This window comes from Paenibacillus taichungensis, from assembly GCF_047302525.1.
GTDB lineage: Bacteria > Bacillota > Bacilli > Paenibacillales > Paenibacillaceae > Paenibacillus > Paenibacillus taichungensis_B.
Genome location: NZ_CP168020.1, coordinates 4,907,052 through 4,924,871, shown reverse-complemented (window position 1 = coordinate 4,924,871; position 17,820 = coordinate 4,907,052). Strand labels below are relative to the sequence as shown.

At 48.4% G+C, this 17,820-nt stretch carries 12 protein-coding genes; 10 read left to right on the top strand and 2 right to left on the bottom strand.

The features are described from left to right. The first annotated feature begins 123 nt into the window (after positions 1–123). Both ACDJ58_RS22000 and ACDJ58_RS21995 read left to right on the top strand, forming a co-directional pair. A complete protein-coding gene (locus tag ACDJ58_RS22000) occupies positions 124–3,276 on the top strand; it encodes a GNAT family N-acetyltransferase (RefSeq protein WP_413372927.1) in 3,153 nt (1,050 codons plus the stop codon). Between the two features lies 1 nt (position 3,277). Further along, the gene (locus ACDJ58_RS21995) at positions 3,278–4,156 is read left to right on the top strand and encodes an amidohydrolase family protein (protein WP_413372926.1); all 879 of its coding nucleotides are present in this window, start codon (positions 3,278–3,280) and stop codon (positions 4,154–4,156) included. A gap of 261 nt (positions 4,157–4,417) precedes the next feature. Here ACDJ58_RS21995 and ACDJ58_RS21990 read toward each other — a convergent pair whose 3' ends face one another. Further along, a complete protein-coding gene (locus ACDJ58_RS21990) occupies positions 4,418–5,434 on the bottom strand; it encodes a hypothetical protein (protein ID WP_413372925.1) in 1,017 nt (338 codons plus the stop codon). Between the two features lie 263 nt (positions 5,435–5,697). Between ACDJ58_RS21990 and ACDJ58_RS21985 the strand changes: the two genes are divergently transcribed. After that, complete coding sequence (locus ACDJ58_RS21985) at positions 5,698–7,755, top strand: methyl-accepting chemotaxis protein (RefSeq protein WP_413372924.1); 2,058 nt, start codon at positions 5,698–5,700, stop codon at positions 7,753–7,755. A gap of 173 nt (positions 7,756–7,928) precedes the next feature. On the opposite strand, the gene ACDJ58_RS21980 is transcribed toward ACDJ58_RS21985, so the two are convergent. Further along, complete coding sequence (locus ACDJ58_RS21980) at positions 7,929–8,303, bottom strand: iron-sulfur cluster biosynthesis family protein (protein ID WP_413372923.1); 375 nt, start codon at positions 8,301–8,303, stop codon at positions 7,929–7,931. 85 nt (positions 8,304–8,388) lie between these two features. Here ACDJ58_RS21980 and ACDJ58_RS21975 point away from each other — a divergent pair, with 85 nt between their 5' ends. The 7 genes from ACDJ58_RS21975 (at position 8,389) to ACDJ58_RS21945 (ending at position 17,554) form a co-directional block, all read left to right on the top strand. Next, the gene (locus tag ACDJ58_RS21975; RefSeq protein ID WP_256336611.1) at positions 8,389–8,514 is read left to right on the top strand and encodes a hypothetical protein; all 126 of its coding nucleotides are present in this window, start codon (positions 8,389–8,391) and stop codon (positions 8,512–8,514) included. Positions 8,515–8,551: 37 nt separating this feature from the next. Next, complete coding sequence (locus tag ACDJ58_RS21970; protein ID WP_413372921.1) at positions 8,552–9,580, top strand: LacI family DNA-binding transcriptional regulator; 1,029 nt, start codon at positions 8,552–8,554, stop codon at positions 9,578–9,580. 182 nt (positions 9,581–9,762) lie between these two features. Next, positions 9,763–11,022, top strand: a complete 1,260-nt coding sequence (locus tag ACDJ58_RS21965; RefSeq protein WP_076287912.1) for an ABC transporter substrate-binding protein — start codon at positions 9,763–9,765, stop codon at positions 11,020–11,022. Between the two features lie 78 nt (positions 11,023–11,100). Next, positions 11,101–11,988, top strand: a complete 888-nt coding sequence (locus tag ACDJ58_RS21960) for a carbohydrate ABC transporter permease (protein ID WP_063565348.1) — start codon at positions 11,101–11,103, stop codon at positions 11,986–11,988. Next, positions 11,981–12,826, top strand: a complete 846-nt coding sequence (locus ACDJ58_RS21955; protein ID WP_072734634.1) for a carbohydrate ABC transporter permease — start codon at positions 11,981–11,983, stop codon at positions 12,824–12,826. Before ACDJ58_RS21960 ends, ACDJ58_RS21955 begins: the two co-directional genes overlap by 8 nt. An 82-nt stretch (positions 12,827–12,908) precedes the next feature. Then, the gene (locus tag ACDJ58_RS21950) at positions 12,909–14,441 is read left to right on the top strand and encodes a glycoside hydrolase family 30 protein (RefSeq protein WP_413372920.1); all 1,533 of its coding nucleotides are present in this window, start codon (positions 12,909–12,911) and stop codon (positions 14,439–14,441) included. A gap of 122 nt (positions 14,442–14,563) precedes the next feature. Continuing rightward, positions 14,564–17,554 carry a beta-galactosidase gene (locus ACDJ58_RS21945; RefSeq protein WP_413372919.1) on the top strand — a complete coding sequence of 997 codons (2,991 nt, stop codon included), beginning with the start codon at positions 14,564–14,566 and terminating at the stop codon, positions 17,552–17,554. Positions 17,555–17,820 lie beyond the last annotated feature (266 nt).

Here is a 17,820-nt window from a genome sequence, read left to right as displayed (position 1 = left end):
GTATGATAAGACTATCGCTAGCTTCTTCAAACATGGCCTGTATTATCTCTGCGGCTATCGGGCAAAGGCCATATCGAATGATCACGAAGACCATCCTATAGATAAAGATAAGGAGATCCAAATATGACCGTAACTTCGATTATCGAACAAATCCGTATTATCGAATACGATCCCTCCTACGCTGCCGCAGTCGCTGATATGTGGAACCGCAGCAACGAAAGTTGGGGAGGTGGCACCAACCAGAGAACGGAGGATACCGTTCGCCGGGAGATGGAGACTTCGTCCAATCTTCATGTATTTCTCGCCGTTCATGAGAAAGAGGTTGTTGGCTTCTGCAGTTTTGCCCACTACCGTTATGACGAGAATGCCCTGTATGTACCGCTATTGAATGTGCGCCCCGATTATCACGGCTACAAGGTCGGACGTAATCTGATCCTGAACGCCGTTCGCAAGACTGTGGAAGCGGGATGGCCTCGCCTGGATCTGTTTACTTGGGCAGGTAACACCAAGGCTGTACCGATGTACAAGAAATGCGGGTTCTTCTGGGAGAAAAAGGATGAAAATGTGCATCTGATGAACTTCATCCCGACCATCTTGCAGACGGAAGCACTTGCTCCTTATTTTGAGGAGCTGGATTGGTACGCAGACAGCACCCGCGAACTCGTCATCGAGCCGGATGGCCGACGGGAGCGTGGTTTCGATTTCTTTGATTATTCCTGGAAAAAGGGAGATATCTCCTTGCGAGCCGAATTCGAGAAATCGGGTCGCGGGCTGACAGCTCTCGAAACACCGGATTACGAAATTACCACAGAGATCGACGATCATGATCTCGTATTTGGTTTCGCATACAAGGTTCGCTACCGGATCACGAACCGCTCAGCATCCGAGCTGAAGTTCGAGATCAAGGGTCAGGACAACAAAAATATTCGTTTTGCGCTGGACGTTGCAAGAGCAGTTGCTCCGGGAGAAACGGTAATCGTGGAGGGCGAATTCCACCTTGATCCGGTTCAAGAGGAGCAAAGTCAGAATAAGACCCATCCCGTTGTCACAAGCACATGGCTGATTGGTGGCAGAAAAGCCGAGTTTCGTATGGGCGTTGCCCCGAAATTCCCGGCCAAGATCAACACGGCGTTGCCCGTGAAAGAGCTCTATACAAGCGTTCCTGCTGAGCTATACCTGAACGTGGAGAATAATTTTGATTCCGAAGCAGTGTTCACTTTTGACCTACCAGAAGATGAATTCCTGGAGTGGGCAGAACGTTCGGTTCGCTTCACGGTCCCTGCAAAAGGCAAAGCATCTGTACCGGTAGCCTTCACCTTGCGTTCGTATGGTCTCTATTCGCGAGAAGTAGAGGTAACGGCTGTTCCGACGGATAGACAAGCGGTATCTTTTACAACCAAGCTGTCTGTTCTAATGAAGGGAACACAAGGCCGTTACGGTGGGGAAAACGGGGAACAGTGGGTGGCCGTGAACGGTGCATTCTCCCTCCATATGAGCAAGCAAGAGAACAACATGTGGATTGAATACCCTGGATCGGTTCACACGTTCTGGTGGACCTATCCGAAGCTGGGTAAGCCATTTGCAGAAGAGTTTTCCAAGAAACAAGCCAAGGAAGTGAACATCTATCCGGAGGGAGAAAACCAGGTTCTCGAAGCACTGTATGAATCGGAAGACTTCCCAGGTATAGAGATCAAGTCCGTGGTCAAATTGTCTGCCAACGGAATTGCGGAGTTTTACCACGAAATTGGGAATACGCGCAGCGCTGAGCTGGAAGAGAATATGTTCTTGATGACGAACTTTGGTTTCTTCGGCAACCGGCTTATTCTCCCGTACCAAGGCCGTTATGTAGATATGGGCGATGCGTACTCTAGCGATCCGAGCCATTGGGACAGCGCCCAAATTACAGAGAACTGGCTGTTCTGCAAGGAAGAGTACGGTGCTTGCGGTATCTATTGGGACCCTTCCCTGAAGCTGCTTCGTCCGGAACACACACTGGGGTTACAGCATGAGCTTGGCCGGATTCCAGCAGGAGCCGTTGTGCAAACGAAGGCGACCGTATTTGCGCTGAACACATTTGCCAAATGGCAGGATTTCCGATCTTTCGCCCAAAAACGGCGGAGCCTGGTTGTACCGAAGCTGGACAACCATCTTGAGCTGGTATTGGGTGGTGGCAATCCGTTCGCCCAGGATGTACTGACAGCAGAACTGATTGAACGGAAGATGGTTCCGCTCGCTGGAAACCTGGAACTGTACGTGCAAAATGGTGGCACACCAGAGCATTTAGCTGCTGATATGGAATTAAATCGAGAGCAGGATCTGCGCTCCGCTAAATTGGAGTTCTCCCCTGAGGAAAAGGATGCGACAGAAGAACGTGAATTTGGCTGGATGGTTCGGGCCGTATATCGAGGCGAGGATCGGATTCACGAACGGACCGCCCTCTGGTATCCACAGACAGGAACAGCCGTTGATTGCGTGATTGAAGAAGGTCCAGCAGGTCCCGTGTACACGGTGAGCAACGGAGTTCTTTCGATGGCAGCTGCCCCCCGCTTCGGAAGTGTCGTGCATTCCTTGAAGTATCAGGGTCAAGAATGGCTGGACAGCACGTATCCGGAAGCAGCCCCGCGTTCCTGGTGGAATCCATGGTACGGCGGACTTGGTGTAGGTATCCCTGGTATGAACGGTTTCAGCCGTCAGCTGGAACAAAGAAGCGCGGCTTGGACGGAGCGGAAGGATGAATACGGTAACGTCTGGAAAGGAATTCAGATCACGACCCGCATCGAGAAGCATGAAGCGAATCGGGGAATCACGGTACAGCAACATTACCTCATGCTGCCCGGCGTTCCTGTTCTCTGTGAGTTGCATTCGGTTACGAACGAAAGCGGATTGGCGCTGGATTACTCGCTAGCAGAGGAACATTTCTTCAAACCCTCGCCTGTCTTTGCTGATGGTTGGCTGGAACACCCCGAGCAAGGGCGGTACCCTCTCGGAAAGGTAGACGGATATCTTCAGTCCAAGGGTTTCTTGCGAATGGGTGCAGTTTCGCGTAAAGACATGCTGCATGCAGTGAATCGTTACCCTAATCAGAATGCAGCGGGGTTTGTGAACAATGTGGTGCTCGGTCACAGTGTGTATCACAATCTGCCACTGCTGAACGGGGAAACGGTCTGGACAGAGCCGACCTATCTGATCTTGGGGCAAATTCCTCTGAATCCAGAGGATGTACGTGGCCTTCTGCAGCTAGATTTTGCAACTTCAAAAGGTGAAAAGGAGGCTTAACATGCCGATTATTGATATTCACATTCATCTGTCGGACATCGACAGCTTTCATCGAACGGCGATAGATCTATCAAAAGTGGATTACTCTGCCGCTGGCCTCAAGGCGGAGTTTGATAAGAACGACGTTATACTTGGCATCGGAATGGGGGTTACGGAGCAGACGAAGGGAGCATTCCCGGATTCCAGTTCTCCCAACCCGATGGGACTTGATTTGGAAGAAACGGTTCCTTCATTCCTCATGGAATGCGTCGGCATTAATCCAAACCACCTTGGTGGTGAACACGCTCAGGACGAGCTGGACCGGATTGAAGCACGATTGCAAGCTCCTGAGGTAGCCGGAATCAAACTATATGCGGGGTACTATCATCACTACGTGTATGACAAGATTTACACACCGGTCTATGAACTGGCAGCCAAGTATAACGTGCCGGTGGTCATTCATACGGGGGATACGTACTCCATGAATGGATTGCTCAAGTATGCACATCCGCTGACCGTGGACGAATTAGCCTTTCAACAGCGCGGTGTGAATTTTATGATCTGTCATTTGGGTGATCCTTGGGTGATGGATGCCGCTGAAGTCGTGGCGAAGAATCCTAACGTTTACGCAGATTTGTCCGGCCTCGTTGTCGGTGATCGGCCCCAGTTTGAACGGTTTATGAACGAACCCTTATTCATGGATCATTTCCGCCGGGCGCTTGTGTATTCGGATCATTACGAGAAAATGCTGTTCGGAACCGACTGGCCGCTCGCGCCGATCGATCTGTATGCAGAATTCGTCCGTCGACTTGTGCCGGAGCAGCATCATGAGAAGGTATTCTACGAGAATGCTTTTGGTTTATTTCCACGCATTAAACAGCGAATTGCAGATCTGGGTTAAACACCAGTTCATAATTATCTGTGAAAAATGTAAGCCATGTAGGTCATGGAAGCATAGATGTTCAATGTTCATGCTGAATCCTATCATGTAAGCTCCTGCCACTTCCGGTGGCAGGAGCTTTTTTGTCCGAGGAGGGATCAAGAGAACAAAGGTTCAGTTACCATCTTCATATACGAGCACACTCCACAAGGGCGTTCCTGTGTTTCTCAGGAACGTCCCTATATTGCTATTGTTTTTTGTAAAAACCTAATTACGGAATGGTTATGCATTCGACAGAAGTATAAAATTATTAATGAATCCCTCTTTTTGAAGAAATATGGCTTCGAATTCTTGCGTTTTCAAATCATAGTAATAGATTCCTCGTTCATGTTTGACGTTTGCATCTACATATTCCCCAAGGAAATAAAAACCTCGTCCATCTTTGGACAAGTACAATTCACTACTGACCTTGATAGGAAGGGACATTTTCGTTCTTTCGCCTGTTCTGATATTCACCATACTGTATTCAATGGGATATTTATTGATGTGTTTTGCCGTGGCAATCATGATCTGATCTCCACGGGCGGACAGAGTTAAAATTTGTTCCTTATCCAGTTCAATGACTTTACGGGTCAGCATAGAAATGGGGTCTATTTCAATGATGGTATGGTTTGGAGGAACCATCGGTGTTTGCGCCTTATTGGACTGCTCCATATGAATATATTGCTCTTCTTCGGAATATTGGATGGCATAGGTTTTGCTCGTTTCCGGGTTAAACGAAATATCCCATGTAGTTGTATCCGAATCCTCGTCATTCAAGATGTTCATCTCTTGCGTTTTCTGATCAAAGAAAATGACTTTGACAGGACGTTCTCCCTTTTTAACAGCAGCCATAACCAAAGTATGATCAGTGGTATCCGGAATAATTGAATTAATTGCAAATAAGCCTGAGCTTAATTGTTGAGTCTTTTGTGCCTGAATATCATAGGAAAACAACTCGTCACCCTTATCTTTTCCTGCCCCTGAATAATAGATGGTGCCATCTGCTAAGGAAGCTACAGTTAAGGGATATTGAGAGTTATAAGGCAAATCAGCTAGTTTAGTTAGAGCCTTCGTTACGATGTCGTATGTATATGCTCTCATGATCATACCATCATCGGTATCTGTTCCATTAACATATTCCGTGTTTGTAATTGAAAGATATTGATGTGCTTCTGTTCCTGAACTACACCCCGCAATGAAGAGAACTAGAGTCATTACGACTGCAATGAATTTGTTGGGTAAAACCGTTCTTTTCATTATCTCTACATCCTTTTCCCTATGAAGAAACGTTAGATTAATTCAAATAGGATTATACCTTTATTTTACAAATCGAGTAAAGGATAAAAATATAATACTAGTTACATATAGTTTTGTTTTCATATAGAAGAATATGAGATGTTTAAAAAAACATTTTCAGTGCAAATGTTTTTCCTGCTGAACAATTGATTGATATCTACCGATATAAAGTTAACCCATACAATATTGGACACAATCAAGGAAGAAATGGAAGGTGGATTCATTTGGTATTCGCGAAGGCGAGAGAACGCATAATCAACATGTCGTTCAGAGTCAAATTGCCGCTAATGATCAGTTTACTGGTAACCCTCGTATTGGCGGTAACTGCGGTATTATCTTACACTGTAGCAGCAGTCATTACCCTCGACAAAAGCAAGGATGAGATTAAAGCAACCTCTGACCGGATTGGTGCGGGCTTGTTCACCTCATTAACGTTGGAAGAACAGTCCACATTCCTGATTACAACACATGGCACATTTCAGGAATTGCTGGAGATTCGAAATAGCGAAGGACAGAATGATGATGTCTTTTTCTCGGAAAATAGTGAACTCGTGGATAAGTCCAATGGTATATTGGCAGACAGCCTGGCGGGGATGGAGGGTAACAGCAATATCATATTGCTGGACCGGAAAGGCACCGTCGTTGCAGCGAACGATCCTGAAGCCCTCGGGGGAGAACGTGCAGATCGTGCGTATTTTCAACAGGCGGTTCAAGGTCAGAACGTGATTAGTGAAGGGATTATCTCCAAATCACTGGGCACGCTGGGTACAGCTTTTGCGATGCCGATCTACGATGAGAACAAGCAAGTGGAGGGCGTACTCGTATCTACCGCATCAACCTCTTTCTTTGTTGACCAGCTTCAGAACATCAACATTAATGAAGAGGGAAAAGTCATTATTCTGGACCGCGTGGGCACGGTGATGTTCGATTCGGCGGATGAGAAGATGGCGGGGCAGAAGCTTGAGTCTGGTGAATATCAGTCACTGATTAATCTGCCTTCTAACGAGCAGTTGCAACAAGGTGACATTAGCACAGAGGACAAAGTCGTATTCTATTCCAAAATCCCAAGATCGGATTGGACCATCATTGTTGAAGACAAATTAAGTGATGTGCAGAAGCCGTTACGGGCAATGGCGAAACAAATGTATATTGTCCTGTTCAGCGCGATTACGGTGTCTATCATCGCAGGAATACTGATCTCCTTACTGGTTACCAAACCCATTACAAGGCTAACAGCATTGTTCAGACAACTTGCAGACGGGGATCTGACGGTGCAGGCTAAGGGCAAATATAGCGGAGAATTCAAACAACTGGTGGACAGCTTTAACACGATGGCGGCGGGCAACCAACAGCTGATTTCCAGCATGAATCATTCCATCAGCGTACTGAAAACAAGTACAACCGAACTGGATCTGTCCACCCAGCAGACTTCGACCTCCATTGCCGAAACAACGACAACGGCGTTTGAAATTTCACGAGCGATGGAATCTCAGGCCAATGATACGGAAGCGATCGTGGATAAATTCATGAACGTGGGCAATAAAATTGAGAACGTCAATGAGATGTCACAGTCGGTGAAGCTCAAGGCAGATGAGATCACGGATGCATTCAAGAGCAACCATGAGGTCATTGATGCGTTGATTGCGGTGAACGAACAGAACGAGGCCGAAGTGAACAATATTTCCAAGATTACAGTGCAGCTCGCTGAAAGTTCCTCCGGCATTCACCAAATTACAGGTACGATAACCGAGATTGCGAATCAGACGAAGCTGCTTGCACTCAATGCCTCCATTGAAGCCGCTAGGGCAGGCGAGCATGGGCGTGGCTTCGCCGTCGTTGCATCGGAGATCCGCAAATTGGCGGAGCAGACCACAGCCCAATCGGAGGATATCAGCCGGATTGTGATGCAGACGATTGATCATGTCGAGCAGAATAACCGGAGCGTACAAGCCATCGAGGCGATTGCTGAACAGCATAAGAGCAGTGTAGGTCAGACAAAGGAAACGTTCAATTTTGTCACCCAAAATATGAATGAAATGATGGACCAGGTTCAGGCGATTGCCTCCGAGATTGAATCCATTGAACGCGATAAGGATGACGTCATTGGAGCTGCACAGAACTTGTCTGCTTCAGGTGAAGAAGTGTCTGCATCCGTGGAGGAAGTAACCGCGACGATGGAGGAACAGTCAGGCATGACCGAGCATCTGTCAGAGATGGTACAGACCATCGATGGATTGACCAAACAGCTTGCCGAAGCATCATCCCGGTTCAAAACAAAGTAAATAAGCGCATGAGGTCATTTGACAAGATCAGGTATGCTGCGATTGGTCCAAGAGATAACTTTCCAGTCACACAACTGATGCAGGCCATACAAAAACAAACAAAGAAGAAACCTCCCAGCCCGTTAATTTTCAAGGGTTGGGAGGTTTTTTCGTAGGTCCATATTTTCCAACTTTTATCGTACGAACCAACTGAGCGGCTGCGGCGAAGTGTCTGCGGTATCCCGTATATCATGGGCTTTGACATGATTGCCGTATATCATGGAATCACTGCTCAATCGGTAGGAAGGGAAACTGTTCTCTGATTGCAGGCGAAGGCAAGGCTCGAAATAGATCTGTTGCTGTTTGTTGATAAGGAAAGGAAGCGAATCGGATTCAATCCGAATGTCATCACTGTCTGGCTCGTTAACGATCAGAAGCACAGCAGTACCATCACATCCGCATCCATCGGTGTCATAAAACAGCTTGAAATAGCCCGGCCGATCTCCCAGCATCGCGTTAAGTCTTGATTCTGCCAGCGGACTGACCTGAATGATCATAACGTCGTTCACACTCCTCTAATCACCTTATGAATTCGCTTACAATCTAATATATGGAACAATGGTGTGAAATAGAAGGGAAAGCAGGCTGAATCCGATGAAAATTACAACTTTGGTGGATCATCCAATCGAATGGTTCAATTACTTGAATATCATCGGTGGAGATGCTGTGATGGAGCCTCGGAATGAAACCCATTTCATCCCGATTCCTTATCTGGTATGATAAGCAGGAATATTAGAGAAAAAGGATGGTTCCACATATGACACCGATTACCATATATGACATCGCCAAAGAAGCGAACGTATCCGTATCCACGGTCTCCCGTGTGCTGAATGATACGGCACCTGTGCGTGCTAGCACAAGGGAGAAGATCATGTCTATCATTGAAAAACACCAGTTCCAACCCAACGCGCAGGCGCGCAGTCTGATCAAGAAAGAGACGGGAACCATTGCGATCATCCTGCCGGACATTACGAATCCGTTCTTCCCAGAAGTGTTCTGGGGGGCTGAGAACGAGGCACGTGGATTGGGATATACATTCTTCCTGTGCAATACGGCCGGGGATTACAGCCGGGAGTCCGAGTATCTGTCTATTTTGCGCGAGAAGCGGGTAGATGGCATTATTTTTCTCGGTGGACGAATCAACATGCAGGTCTGTCCGGATGAGATGGCTCAGGAATTGATTGATATGGGCAAACGTATGCCGATCGTGCTGGTCAATGGCAATATTGCCAAAGGCGGATTCCATCGGGTGTACACGGATGAAGGGGCGGGGGCTGTTTTGGCTACTGAACATTTACTCGAACTGGGACATCGGGATATTGCTTTTGTAGGCGGTTTGAAGGAGTTGTCCACCACGATGGTTAAGGTCAAGGCCATTCAGAAAAAACTGCGTGAGCATGGACTCGAAATTCCGAAAGAGCGTCAACTGCTTGGAAGCTTCTCCATTGAAGATGGCAAACGGGAGATGTCTAAGCTGCTGGACCGTGGAAACCCTCCAACTGCGGTGATCTGTGTGAACGACTACACGGCGATTGGTGCGATTAAGGCGACCATTGAGCATGGCTTATCGATTCCAAAGGACATTTCCATTGTCGGTTTTGATGATACGCCGCTCGCCAGTGCCGTTATACCGGAACTGACGACTGTGTCCCAGAATACGTATCAGCTGGGCAAGCTGGCGGTGGACAAGCTGCATGAACTGATTAATCAGGCTAATCCGAAGAAACAGACCATTCTGCAACCAGAGCTTGTTGTCCGCCAGAGTACTGGACCCGCACCACGATAAATGGGGAATGTTTGAAAAAGAAAGCGTTGACATTCCTTCGGAGGGTGAAATATAATGAGGTCGTGAATGAAACCCCTTTCATAAACTGGAACGGGTTTTAATTTTAAACTTTATGAAACCCATTTCATGAAACGGGTTTCAGTTGTCTGATCTTCCATTCATATTTCAAGGGGGCGCACGGTATGAGAAAAAGTTTAAAGGTCATTTCGTTATTGATGCTGGTCATGGTAATGGGTCTGACAGCCTGTAGCAAGGGTGACAGCGGTGCAGCTGGTGGCAAGGTCGATCTGAGCATGACGATCTGGGGCTCGGAGGACGAGAAGAAGATTTATCAGGAGAGGCTCGACATTGTGAAGCAGACCTATCCCGATATTAACGTGAAACTGAACGTCGTTGCCGGGGACTATGACCAAAAGGTTCAGACGATGATCGCCGGGGGAACCGCACCGGACATCATGATGATTGCCGAGAACTATCAGGCGTACGCCTCCAAAAACCAAATTGTTTCGCTGGATGATATGATCCAGGCCAACAATGTGAACATGTCAGAGCGCTATTCTGACGACATCGCCAGCCTGATGAAATTCGATGGGAAACAGTTCGGAATGCCTGACCGTGCAGGCGCGATGGTACTCTTTTACAACAAAGACCTGTTCGACAAGGCCGGGGTGGAATACCCGACCAAGGAATGGACGCAGGAAGACCTGCTCGCCGCTGCTCAGAAGCTGACAGTGAAGGAGAATGGCAAAACGGTTCAATGGGGGTACTACCCAGGCAGCTGGTGGCCGCAATGGATGCAGTTGATCTACCAAAACGGTGGTTCCCTGTTCGATGAGAGCGGCAAACCAACCTTCAATACCGAACCTGTACGTAAAGCACTGCAATTCATGAATGATCTGACCTTCACCCATGGTGTGGGACCAACGCCAACAGAGATTGCTGACATGGGAAATATCGGTGCTGACCCATTGTTCGCCCAAGGCAAGATTGCTATGGAGACGACGGGATTCTGGAATATCGGTTCACTTGCCAAGGTGGAAGGCATCAATTGGGACATTTCTCCGATATGGGGAGAGACCAACGCTTTCTTCAATGGCTTTACGATTACGAACGCGTCCAAACATAAGGAAGAGGCATTCAAAATCATAGAGGCGCTGACTACACCAGAAGCTCAATTACCAATGATCAAAGCGGGCCAGGATGCTCCGGCAACGAAAGCAGGCCTGTCCAGCGATGAGTTCCTGAATGCAGAATATGGCGGCAAGAAAATCAACATGGCTGCTTTCAGCGAGTCCACCATTTACGCCGAGCCGTTCAATCCGCAATGGAATGAAATGATGAAGCTCATTAACGACAAGCTGGGTGTCTACTTCAACAATAAAGCCTCACTGGATGATACCGTGACTGAAATTCAGAGTGGACTGGAAAGAATCTACAAATAGCATCGACAGGGGACAGACGGAATTCGGCATGAATGAATCCGGGTTTCGTCTGCTCGCTTCGTTATGGGAGGGCTTAACGTGAGAAAAAAGGACGGGAAATGGTTTTATATATTCATCTCGCCTTGGCTGATTGGATTCCTTGGACTTACCCTGGGTCCGATCCTGTTTTCCATCTACATGAGCTTCACCAATTGGGATCTGTTCCAGTCTCCTGAATTCATCGGTATAGACAATTACAAAAACCTGTTGACCGATGACCCGATCTTCTGGAAATCCGTAGGCAATACTTTCTTCTACGCCTTAATATCGATTCCGCTGGGCATGTCCATCTCGCTCTGGATTGCGTATTACCTCAACAAAAAAATCAAAGGTATTACCTTCTTCCGCATCCTGTTCTATCTGCCATCTGTGGTTCCGGTAGTTGCAAGCTCACTGCTCTTCATCCATCTGCTTGCACCAACGGAAGGCTTGATCAACCAGGCGCTTGCCATCTTCGGCATTCAAGGCCCTGCTTGGCTGCTTGATCCGAACTGGGTTAAACCAGCCTTGATTCTCATGTCGCTATGGGGCGTCGGGGGCGGCGTGGTACTGCTGCTGGCGGGTATGAAAGGTATTCCTCAGGAGCTGTACGAGGCCGCTGCCATTGATGGGGCGAAGAGCTCGCAATCGTTCTTCCACATTACATTTCCAATGCTGACTCCCGTCATCTTCTTCAATCTCGTCACCGGGATGATCGGGGCGCTCCAGACGTTCGCACAGGTATTCATCGTTACAGCGGGTGGACCGGACAATGCCAGCCAGATGGTTGTTCCTTACCTGTTCCAAAATGCGTTCCAGTTCTACAAGATGGGATATGCATCGGCCATTGCCTGGGTGCTGTTCATCATCATCATGGCGCTCACCCTGGTTGTGTTCCGTTCGTCGGCGCTATGGGTGCATTACGAGGAGGGAAAAGCAAATGAGTAATCCATCCACTGTAGAGAAAACGATATCTTACATTTTTCTGATTCTGGTTGGGGTGCTGCTTGCTTCCCCTTTCCTGTACATGATCTCCATCGCACTGGCGAGTGACGCTACAACAGTAAAATCGGCCTTTACCTTCATACCGCTCGAATTCCAATGGTCCAATTTCTATACGATCTTCACGAATAACAATCTGGGTACTTATCTGAAAAATTCAGTCATTATTACCGTCATTACCATTATCGGATCGGTGTTGTCAGCATCGGTCGTATCTTACGGCTTCGCTCGGATCAAGGCGAGAGGCAGTCGGTTCCTCTTCATTGTACTGCTTAGTACGATGATGATTCCGGGCGAGGTGACGATGGTGCCGCAGTTCATCATCTTCCGTCATCTGGATTGGATCAATACATTCTATCCACTGATTGTGCCTAGTTTTTTCGCCGGAGCATTCAACGTATTTCTCATTCGGCAGTTCGTCATGAGCATTCCGAAGTCGCTTGATGAAGCTGCCATGATCGACGGCATGGGACATCCGGGAATCTACTGGAAGATCATTATGCCACTCACATATCCGATACTTGCCGCCATCGCCATTTTCTCGTTTTCCTATAACTGGGGGAACTTCATGGGGCCGCTCATTTACATCAATGATCCGGAGAAAATGCCACTGGCGCTCGGTGTTCAGCTTCTGACCACGGTCGGTGGCGGACAGATGCCACCATGGAACCTCGTTATGATTGCTTCCCTGTTCCTGACCATTCCGATGGTGTTGGTATATCTGTTCGGACAGCGTTATGTCTATGAAGCGAATATCAGTGGTGGCAGCAGCGGGATCAAGTAACGGGAGGTGAACGCAGTGTTGAAGCCAATGGTAAAAACCAAGAACTGTCTACATCGCACATCGATAAAGGGCTGCATGAATCATGAATAACAACAAGGACCCTTTCAAAAATGACAACAATAATCATCACAAGCAGCGCAGGTGGCGCAGCCGGAGTTACATCCTGATGGGTGTGGCCCTGTTCGCGCTCCTTGCGGGAGGAGGGATTATCATCAATCATTTTGCCAATGAATCATCCAAAACACTTACATTCCAAGGTGAGCCGATACGTCTGAAGCTGGAGCAATCCTATGATCATTTTGAAGGCTGGGGTACGTCGCTTGCGTGGTGGGCCAACGATCTTGGAGGATGGAAAGATCAAGCAAAAGTCAGTGAAGTAATGGATCTGGTGTTTGATGCAGAGAAAGGGCTAGGTCTGAACATTGTTCGCTACAATATTGGCGGCGAGGAGAATCCTGATATGAAGGCGCTTCGGCCCGGAGGAGATGTTCCCGGTTTCCAGCCTGAACCCGGCGTGTGGGACTGGGAGGCAGATGCAGGACAACGTGCCGTATTACAGGGATCTCTGGAACGTGGGGTCAACATTGCTGAAGCGTTCTCCAATTCACCCCCTTACTGGATGACGATCAGCGGCTCGGTTACGGGTGCTGTAGATGGCAGCAACAATCTGCGAGAGGATCAGTATGATGCGTTTGCCGATTATCTAACCGAGGTCGTGAAGCATTATCGCGATGAGTGGGGCATTACGTTCCGTACACTTGACCCCCTCAATGAACCTTCCTCGGACTGGTGGAAGAAAGGCAACATGCAGGAAGGCAGTCATTTTACCAATGACAAACAAGCCGAGATTATCAAGAAGGTTGCGGCGTCGCTCAAAAGTAAAGGGTTGGACGGTACGGTCATCAGTGCTGCGGACGATAATAGCATTGACGAGACGGTGCACAATTTCAGCCTCTATGATCAGGATACGCTGGATGTGATCGACCAGATTAACACGCACTCCTATAATGGTAGCAAAATGGAAGAACTACGCACGTTGGCCGAACGGTATGGCAAGAAACTGTGGATGTCCGAGTATGGGACGGGTGGCAGCGAACCCCATAGTCATGAGGACATGACTTCCGTGCAGGAGCTCGCGGAGCGCATCATGTTCGATCTGAAAATCATGCAGCCTTCTGCCTGGGTATATTGGCAGGCCATTGAAGATGAAGGTGCCAACAATAACTGGGGCTTCATTCATGCGAATTTTAATGGAGAAGAGCAGTACGAGATGACAAAACAGTATTATGGCATGGCCCAGTTTACGAAATTCATCCGTCCAGGTGCAACGATTATTCCAACAGATGATGGGCGAACACTGGCTGCCTATGATGCAGAGCAGAAGAGATTGGTACTGGTGATTCGCAATGAGTTATCTGCCGGAACCACAGCATTTAAACTGGGGGCATTTGACTACAGCAGTACTTCTACAGCACAGGTTTATCAGACGTCACCGGATCGGAACATGGAGCAGCTTGAAAATGTTCCGGTGTATGCGAATGGACTGGAAGTGCTAACAGTGGACAATTCCATCACCACCGTTGTATTAGAAGGCGTAACGTTGCAGGCGAACTGAGGGTTAAGCAATATATCATTTTCTGTCATCTGAGTGCTGGTATGAATATGCATTAGTTGAACTTATAAAGTAAATGAATTACAGGACATATGAACTCAAACACAGAGAAGGAGGGCTTATCTTTGACAGAGAAAACATCCCTTTTGCTTCAGGAGGAGGAGAAGAATACAAAGACGAGGGCTGAGCACGGCGTTCGATCTGAACTGACTTACGATCAGCGCAGCTTCATGATGAATGGAGAACGAGTATTTCTGAACAGTGCCACCATTCATTATTTCCGCATGCCGAGGGAGGAATGGCGGGAGGTTCTGATGAAGGCGAAGCTGGCTGGCATGAATTGCATTGATACCTATTTTGCCTGGAACGTGCATGAGCCGGAGGAAGGACAATGGTCGTTCGAAGGAGACAATGATTGTGGAGCCTTTCTGGACCTGTGTGCAGAGTTGGGCATGTATGTAATCACGAGGCCGGGTCCGTTTATTTGCGCAGAGTGGGATTTCGGCGGCTTCCCCTATTGGCTGGAAACGAAGCAGGGAATCAAGTTCCGACAAAATAATGAAGCCTATCTGCATTATGTAGATCTGTATTTTGACCGAATCATTCCAATCATTCGTGAGCGCCAGCTATCTGCCGGAGGCACTGTTATTCTTGTACAGGTCGAGAACGAATACGGGTATCTGATGGATGATGCAGCAGCAAGTAATCATATGAACCACCTTCGGGACGGGCTGCTTCAGCGAGGGATTGACGTTCCGCTTATCACCTGTGTAGGTGGCGCGGAGGGCACGATTGAAGGGGCCAACTTCTGGTCAGGTGCTGACGGTCATTATGCGAAGCTGCGGGAGAAACAGCCGGATACACCGAAGATCGTTACGGAATTTTGGACGGGATGGTTCGAGAATTGGGGTGGGCCTTCTGCCATTCAGAAGACGGCGCCACTGTTTGAGAAACGCATGATGGAAATTCTTCGCACCGGCTATACCGGAATCAGTCATTACATGTTCTACGGCGGAACCAACTTTGGCGGATATGGTGGCAGAACCGTGGGCAGCAGCGATATTTTCATGATTACCTCCTACGATTATGATGCGCCGCTGAACGAGTACGGGAGGGTAACGGCCAAGTATGCTGTAGCGAAGAAGTTATCCTATTTTGTCCATGCGTTTGGCGCATTGCTGATAGAGACGGAGGAAGTACCAGCAGAGCAGATCAAGGTACGTCATCCGCAAGGCGTTTCTGTACGAGGCAGGTCTAAAGGCAGCGAGAAGATATGGTTCTTGGAGAGTCACAAGGATGAGCGTGAGACGTTTCACGTCACGCTGGAGGAAGGCCGGACACTTCCCGTTGCCCTGAACCCAGGGCAGATTATCCCGATACTTGACAGGGTAGAGATTGCCAAGAATGTATACCTGACAGGTGGCGCGATGATTACGGGCAATGAAGTGGTGAATGGAGAATTGACCCTGTTCATCGTTGCGGAGGCGGGACAGCGTTCAGTTGTGGAACTGGAGACGAATGTCTTGAATGTACAGGATAGCAGCATGCAGGTACTGGTTGAACGTGATCCGTTAAATGGAGCCTATCGCTTCGAACTGGTACATTTCCGTGAGCCAGGCATCATTCATCTGGAGGCAAGTGGTATCCCCATTCGGTTCGTGGTTCTGGACAAGGAAACGATGGATTGCATGTGGAGAATTGATGGTGAGGGAGGGGCGAATCAGCTGCGTTACGCAATCGGATTTGATGATGTAGATGTCTCCCTATCCGGGCAGGTCACGGGTATGATCTCTGATCCGGATCGGAATATTTTGCTTCTCGGCAGCTGGACGGATGGTGAACGGTCGTTGACTGGACGTGAGTTCATATATGGAGAAGCAAACGATTCACAGAGCGGCATACAGGATGAACATGTTCAGGAGTCATCCGCAGCAATTCAGCATGATCTTTTCACCACGCTGCCTATGCCACCGAAACTGTCGGATTCCCCCGAGTTGTCTCGTGTGTCATTAACAGCGGAACAGCGTGCTTCGAGTGGTCAACCAGAGCATTTTTCCCAGTACGGACAAGATTTCGGGTATCTATTATACGAGTGCGATTTCGACCGTTCGGTGGATGGAATCACCACCCTTATTCTGCCGGACCTTCAGGATACGGCCAGAATATATGTCAATCGTGTAGAGCAGGCACTGGTTCGTCAAGTTGGTGCAGCGGGTGTTCAGGTGCAGACGACGAAAGGAAAGAATACACTTCAGGTGCTGGTACAGCATATGGGCAGGCTAAATTTTTCTCCATATTTGGGTGAAAGCAAAGGTCTGGCAGGATCGGTGTACATCGGTGGTTCCGCTCAGGACCTACGCCGGAATTGGCATGCGGAGCATGGGGTGGTGCATCTCGATGAGGTGAATCATCTTGAGGATGCCCCGCTTCTGAGCAGAAGCTTTACGCTGGATGGCATGGACCGTGCGACTCTCGTTGGAGCGGTGAGCCAAGGATTGCGCATTAATGGCATAGATATGCCAATGGAAGGGTATCAGGACTGGTTTTCGTTTAACACGTTGGATCTTTCCCTTTATTTGCGGCCCGGAGAGATCAATACGCTGGAGATGCCTTATAGCAGGACGCCGCTGAATCGGCTGGAACTGATCTTGTACCGGAGTGAAGATGAGCTGAAGGATTGGCGCATGGCAGGTACGGATGCCTTGCTTCCACGACAATGGGGATTATATGAGCCACCGAACGTCTCAGGTCATCTCGATACCTATCGGCAGGATGCGGATTATAGTGGCAATTGGAATGCCATGTCGGTGGGGAATGGTTCGTACGGTCAACCTGTCTGGTACCGCTGGCGTTTCTCCAAGTCAGCTGTGCCCGAACACTTCCGAGTGAACCTGATGCTTCGTCTTACCGGGATGAGCAAGGGAACACTTCATCTGAACGGGCACCATCTGGGACGTTATTGGCAGATCGGTCCGCAAGAGGATTACAAAATTCCTTTATCCTGGCTGCAGGATGAGAATGAATTGCTGTTATTTGATGAGGAAGGCCGAACGCCAGAACAGGTGCGTTTCTTGTATGATAACTTGTCCCAGTATCCATGGGTTGTGATCGAATAGATCTTCTTTTCATTGTACGTACAAGGGAATCGGGTCTGTTCTGATCAGTCGTGTCCTGTTCTAGCTCGTCGTATTTATTCTCTTTGCGGAGACTGCTCGGATGTTTGGATCTATAGATTCTGAATCTCCGGGCAGCTCTTGCACGGTGAATGGACGACGAGAATAGCTAGTATCTTTTATTGAAACCGTTTACATATTGAGGGCGTTGTGGGCTACGTGTTCTGTGAAGGGGGTGATGTTTGGCAAATGGTATGCCTGTCCCACAT

Excerpts from the sequence above, each read along its gene's own strand:
- ACDJ58_RS22000 (WP_413372927.1), top strand. The coding sequence starts at position 124 with ATGACCGTAACTTCGATTATCGAACAAATCCGTATTATCGAATACGAT.
- ACDJ58_RS21995 (WP_413372926.1), top strand. The coding sequence starts at position 3,278 with ATGCCGATTATTGATATTCACATTCATCTGTCGGACATCGACAGCTTT.
- ACDJ58_RS21990 (WP_413372925.1), bottom strand. The coding sequence starts at position 5,434 with ATGAAAAGAACGGTTTTACCCAACAAATTCATTGCAGTCGTAATGACT.
- ACDJ58_RS21975 (WP_256336611.1), top strand. The coding sequence starts at position 8,389 with ATGAAAATTACAACTTTGGTGGATCATCCAATCGAATGGTTCAATTAC.
- ACDJ58_RS21970 (WP_413372921.1), top strand. The coding sequence starts at position 8,552 with ATGACACCGATTACCATATATGACATCGCCAAAGAAGCGAACGTATCC.
- ACDJ58_RS21965 (WP_076287912.1), top strand. The coding sequence starts at position 9,763 with ATGAGAAAAAGTTTAAAGGTCATTTCGTTATTGATGCTGGTCATGGTA.
- ACDJ58_RS21955 (WP_072734634.1), top strand. The coding sequence starts at position 11,981 with ATGAGTAATCCATCCACTGTAGAGAAAACGATATCTTACATTTTTCTG.
- ACDJ58_RS21950 (WP_413372920.1), top strand. The coding sequence starts at position 12,909 with ATGAATAACAACAAGGACCCTTTCAAAAATGACAACAATAATCATCAC.